This is a genomic window from Parabacteroides sp. AM08-6, assembly GCF_003473295.1.
GTDB lineage: Bacteria > Bacteroidota > Bacteroidia > Bacteroidales > Tannerellaceae > Parabacteroides.
In genome coordinates this window covers 71,214-77,338 of record NZ_QRMP01000016.1, presented here as the reverse complement: position 1 = coordinate 77,338, position 6,125 = coordinate 71,214, and the positions used below count along the sequence as shown (strand labels likewise).

Annotated in this window: 3 protein-coding genes; all 3 read right to left on the bottom strand. The window is 34.3% G+C overall.

Annotation, left to right across the window (positions count from 1 at the left end; translation table 11 throughout):
• Positions 1–146: 146 nt before the first annotated feature.
• The 3 genes from cas2 to cas9 all read right to left on the bottom strand — a co-directional run bounded on the left by cas2 (position 147) and on the right by cas9 (position 6,112).
• Positions 147–479, bottom strand: coding sequence for a CRISPR-associated endonuclease Cas2 (cas2, locus tag DW103_RS11355; protein WP_122276196.1), 333 nt, complete (start codon positions 477–479; stop codon positions 147–149).
• 1 nt (position 480) lies between these two features.
• Positions 481–1,413, bottom strand: coding sequence for a type II CRISPR-associated endonuclease Cas1 (gene cas1 / locus DW103_RS11350; RefSeq protein ID WP_122276193.1), 933 nt, complete (start codon positions 1,411–1,413; stop codon positions 481–483).
• A 94-nt stretch (positions 1,414–1,507) separates the two neighbouring features.
• The gene (cas9, locus tag DW103_RS11345) at positions 1,508–6,112 is read right to left on the bottom strand and encodes a type II CRISPR RNA-guided endonuclease Cas9 (protein WP_122276191.1); all 4,605 of its coding nucleotides are present in this window, start codon (positions 6,110–6,112) and stop codon (positions 1,508–1,510) included.
• Positions 6,113–6,125: the final 13 nt, after the last annotated feature.

Genomic DNA, 6,125 nt, shown 5'->3' with positions numbered 1-6,125 from the left:
GCTTTCAATCTATTATCTTTGACATACTGAAAACAACTGATTGTGCGCAATTTGCTGTATTTCAGTGCTTAATGCTTGCGATTAGAAAATAAAAAAGTAGTTGTTATTCAGTAAGAAATCCTGCTTGCAAGGCAGGATTTCTTATTTTAAAAAAGTTCAAGTTGTTGGCCTGGAGTATTAATCGGTTGTTCTTTTTTGCCGAAGAAAAGTTCTATGTTGCCAAATTGCTTATCTGTTATGCATAGAATGCCGACTTGACCATTGGGTGGAAGAAAGGATTTAACTCTTTTTATGTGCACATCCGCATTTTCTGCGCTTGCACAATGACGAACGTAGATGGAGAATTGAAACATAGTAAAACCGTCCTTCTGCAAATTCTTTCGGAAATCAGCATAAGCTTTCTTTTCTTTTTTTGTGTCTGTCGGAAGATCAAAAAATACAAGAACCCACATAATACGATATTCACTAAATCTATTCATATTACATTTCCGGATATGCTATGTGGCGAAGTTCACCACTAAAACATTTGTATAATGAAGCTGTCGTTTGACTTACAGCAACCATGAGAGGACTACGTTTCCCGTTCACCGAAACTTCCAAAGTCGGGATTGTTAATAACTTTGCTTTTATTTCTTTTGATAAATCTGCAATGTTGCAATTACTGTTTATGATGTTGACTATTAATTTATCAACATACGGACGATAAGGTTCCATTATGTCATCTGCCAAACAATAGGCATTGTAGCGATTATGATGATGAATGCCTAATGTCGGAAGTAAACCGCTTGAAACTAATCCTCGGGCAACCACTGCACGCAAAATGGCATATCCGTAGTTTAATAAATTATTGGGAGGAAGGCCTTCTCTGTCTCTGGTAAAACCTTCAATCTTAGGAAATAGATTTTTCCAGTAATAGGCTGCCGCACGCGCTTCTAAATTATCCGGGTCGCCACTTCGGACGTCATTAGCCCATACACGCATGTTTTTAATCCCACAATTTCGGCTTTTAGATAAGACTGTTGCTTGATTCTCAATCTTCATCTTAATCGTTTGTTGCCAAAGTTGCTTTTTTAATGGTAAAGATGCATCCAGTTGATCCCGAAAACGTTCATTTTGGGTTGTATTTCCACATAAAGGCAGCATAAGTCCAACCGGCATACTTTTGCTGTCGCACGTAATAACGGCACAGTTGTTTTCCAGAAGAGCTTCCAATACCCCGGAAGTTATTGTAATCTGCTTGTGGTCTAAAACAACAACTCCGATATCTTCTATAGGCTTACTTCTGACCGTATCTCTCTTGAAGCTATCCGGTAAAGTATCATTTTTCTCTACTTCCGGAAGTTTGATTATCAATTGATTGTTTCTCAATGATAAATATGCAGGATTACCGAAGTATAATGTGCTTTTTATCATGACTAATTAGTTTGAAAATTTATTATTCCTCATTTAGAATAAATAGTAATTTGTTTTTTATGTAGTATTTTGTCTTGAGAAAGTTTTATATTACTCATAATCCTCTCATTTCTAAAATATTTCCTAATCTATCCACTATAAGCTTTATACACATCTCTTTTGTCATCTCCCCTGTAATGGCTTTTTGATTTTTAGACCCACGAGAACCTATTCCAATTTCATTTTGAATTGGATAATTTATTCCTATCTTTTTTTGTATATCTTTATTATAATTGAAAATAACTTCAGCGATAGAGGCAGGAATGAAATTAGCTGTAGTCTCACTTGAATCTGTCAGTTTATAAACTCTTTCAGGATTTATATCTGTTATATTTAAATTGATACTATTTATAATCTCATCTTTTGTTGGTACATATACCAAGTCATTGGGAGATAGATGGAATAATAATTTGTTCCCTTTCTCATTTGTATTAGGAACTGCATTTAAACCTTGTTTCATCCGTTCTATAACAATATTTAATGGTATAGTTTCATATGAACGATTACCATTTTCATCTGTATAAATTGCAAAAAATAAGTTTGTACCTTTTGCTGCTTCAACATATTTATCTTTTTTATTGCCTTTTTTTCCAACCACAAATTTCTTACCAATAGTTTCATAAACTCGCACTTTTATAATTGGTTGGTGAAACTTGCCATTATTGAATTGTATAATATTTTTATTCATTTCTTCAATTCCTTCAGGCGAAAAGGCTAAATCGGGATCATTTCCTTTTGTCGATAAGTAATTGAGTAAAATTTTCTGTATGGCTGTATCTGTAACTGATTCCTTGATTTTCTTTTCATTGAAAGAAGTGTTAAGTGATTCCCTTGCAGCAGAGTAGCCATTATCGAAGTAATAAACTTCAACTTTTGAAACATCAATATCTTGAAACTTATATTTTCTGTCTTTGAAGTGTTTATTCATTATGTCAGTGTTGTAATTGTCTTTATGTAAACTGATTAGACGCTTTATTTCCTCTTTTAATTTTTCATCTACAATACTTTTCCAATTCTTAATTGCTTCGCTGAATCGTACTATTTTTATTTTCCGTAAGGAAACTTGTGCATAAACCGTTTCTTTGTGTAACGGTTTGCGGATAGCCCAATTTAAGCCTTCTTGTTTGACCTTTATTTTTTTTCCGTTTTTGTATTTACAATATTTATTTGTGGCTTTATTGATTATCCTTAAGTTCTGCTTGAAACTAACGATGATTTTAGACAATCCATTTTTGGCCTCAACAGTGAATTTGTCCCAAGGCTTCTTGAATTCTGAGTATTTGTGTCTTTCTTTGCCGTCCTTGTCAATCCATTTTTCTGTGTAACGTAATTTGCGTTGTAAATCATGACGCGAATTCTCGGATTTTGCAGACTGGTTGTTCAGTAGATTGGTATGGTCACGTGTGACACAGGCAATCACTAAGGCATCCATTGCGTGATGACGGTGGTCGATACGCTTTTTTTGGAAACCTTTTGACAATTCCAATGGAATTACTGGCAGCTTTTTTTGATATTGTTCATTCCAAGCGGTGAATTTACTCGTTTCGGTCAGTTGATTCATTCTCTCGAAGCGCGGTAAAATTAAATCGTTCCAAATATCGTTCAATCCCCAATCTTTTTTTAAGATTGTTGTTATTTTTCCATTTACAGGTAGTATGTTTTTAGAATTAATGCCGTCATCATTGCTGTCTGCACGAACAATATTGGATAAAAGAGCTGAAATAAACTTGCTGATGTAACGGGTGTCATTCATTTGCCGTTCAATCATTTTGTCTGGGATTTCTTCCAATAGTAGTTTCGTCTTTTTGGAACGGTTTTTAGAATAATGCTGTTTTACGAATTCTATATATTCTGCCTCTTCTAATATTTTCACAGATTGTCCAAGCCCTGTTTCTATAATTTCTCCGTGGTGATTTTTGATGAATTCTAAGCCAAGTTCTCTGTCTTTCTTTTTATTAACAGCTGCTTCGCAAATCACTTTATTACTAAGGCTGTTATCAAAATAACGACTTTGTGGAATTATATGTTCAATCTCGTAGGCAGAAGTAAATAGTTTACCAAGCGGAATTATTTGTCCTGTGTAAGGCGAGCAATAACGCTGTTCGAGCCATAATTTATAACGTTGTAAATCTGCACTGGACGGTTGTGCAGTTTTGCTGATTTTTATAATAAAATCTTTATCGTCGTCGCTGTCTGCAATATTTGAAACGGCATATTCTTCGTAAATTTTTAAGATTTCCTGTTGTATTGGTGAATATGGGCGAACATTCTCAACATTGCTGTCATTTTGTAATTCAGCGAGCAATGCCTTAATACGGAGATTGGTGTTTTCGTTTTCTATTACCGTATTAGCCATTTTCTTACGCTCTTCGGATGTGTTTCTCATTTCACGTCCAAGTTCAATATGAATTTCGTCAAAGAAATCTTCACGACTGTGGCCATACTGTTTCCATATATCACGTACTACTCGCAATGTCTCAGTAATAATCTGTTCCACAATAGGGTTACGTAATGAATGTTGCTTAAATTTATTCAGATATTCTTCTAAATCGGTAACATTTTTCCATTTTCCTGCAATTTCTGCTTCAGAATGTCTGTCATAAACAATGTACTGGGCCAGCCAAAGTTGTAAGCCTTGAAAATGCTGTTCTTCAGTTAAGTTTATTGCCTTTTCGCGGACTCTTTCTTTTATTTTCTCATCATATTCACCTGTTATGATTTTGGAAATCCGGGCTTTTGTGTTTTCATCTATGGCTTCATATTTCCAGTATTTTCCAATTCGCATCAATGGCAATAGCTTTTTGATTGCTTTCTCTGAGTATGAACCGTATTCATTTTTGAATGGAGGAAATTTTTTTAAATTTTCTACGAAGGATTCCGTTTCTAGATTGTACTTTATCGCAAAGTTTCTCAAAGCTTGTTCATATTCTTTTTTATCAGTGACAGAATAGATTATATGCCAAAGTTGATATTCGCGAGTCCCTAAATTTGCGGTTCCGTGTTCTTGTGTCTTTCTGTTGGTAAATTCTTTCGTGTCAATTATTTCCAAAAAATTATCAGGCACATTTTCTACTTTTGCTAAATGTGTTGATAACATGGCATGGGTTTCATTGCACGGATATTTCTTGTCTTCTACATAGTTCCAACGGTATTTATCTGTTTCGTTTTTCCCCTTTATATCTTTTTGTTTCAATAAATATTTAATAAGTATATTTTGTTCGATGTCTTTACGATTATTCAAGAAGTCAAATAAATTTTCCAAATCTTCGATGTTGGTTATAAACATTGTTGTAACCTCTGTTTCGTTATCTTTATTGTAAATTTTCAGATTATACAACCATTGCCATAATCGAAATTCCTGATAATAAGGATTTGATTTGGGAATGCCTTTTAGATATTCCTTAATAGTATTGTTATTATTATCTTTATATATTCTAAATTCCAGTGAGCAGTTCCCTATTGACGACTTTTGACTTCGTAGCGGACGTTGATAGAAAATGATGTCATTCACAAACAGATGTACGAAATCCTGATTGCTTAAAAAGGACTGCTGCTCGGTGTTGTTTCGGTATAATTCCTTCACGCAATCGTAATATTTTTCTTCGGTAAATAGTTCTGGCTGTAATTCAATTTGCTTTTTAAGAATAGCCAGAAGCTCCTCTTTGTAAAACTTACGTTCGATAGTACGTACTAATTTACCACGAATTTTTTGTGTTGGATTTTGTAAGAGAGTTTCGTAAATGAATGTTCCGACTGTTTTTTGTGAATGCTCAATATCTGCTTCTGTCTTCTTTTTGAGCAATGTCCAATCATTCTCATTTGGTGCTCTAAATGAGCGTTTTTCATTACCGTCTTTATCGGTTTTTACCGTACCGTCATCATTTAAATCGGTTGTAACAATAAAATCTCGCACTTTATCCTTCCAATCATATAAAGGATTTTTGCTTGAACGGCGATAAATCCAACCGTTTTCTAAATGTAGTGAATACCAAGTTTCGCCTTTGATGTTTGGTTTTTCATCTGCAACAACATCAATGATTTTTAAAGAGTGAAATTCCACCGATTTGTTCGGCACATCTTCTTCCTCTTCTCCACGCAACTGGTAATAGCCTCGTTTTGTATTGAAATTTAGAATAATCCATGCAAGCTCTTCTTTTAGAATTTTATGAGTTAAAGCTTTTTTGCGGAGATAGTAAATTGTCCAATCATAGGGGATTTTTATGTCTTGTCCGTTTGCTTTGAAATCATTCAGCATTTCATTGAAGGAACTTTGAAAAAGGAATTTGAATCTTCCTTCTTCATCTTTAACCCAAGGTAGTTTAGTTTCGGTTTCAGGTATGAATTTACCGAAATTATTAACGAAGTCAATATCTTTAGCATAATGATCAGGTAAAAAACCTAAAACATTGAACACTCTGTGGAGACGTTCTCGTCTTAGATTGCAGCGTTCATACAATCTTCGATGTCTTCTGTAGCTGGTACGTTCTGCTGTTTGAGAAATGGAATTTCCAGCATCGAAATTGCCTAGTATATCTTGGCTCATAGGGATAATCCGGCTCCCCATTCCCAATATTTTTCCTTGTTTACTGTCGAAATCTTGTTCTATCAATGCCCATCCAATACTATTTGTCCCTAAATCCAGTCCTAATATCTTTTTCATGGTAGTTTATTTT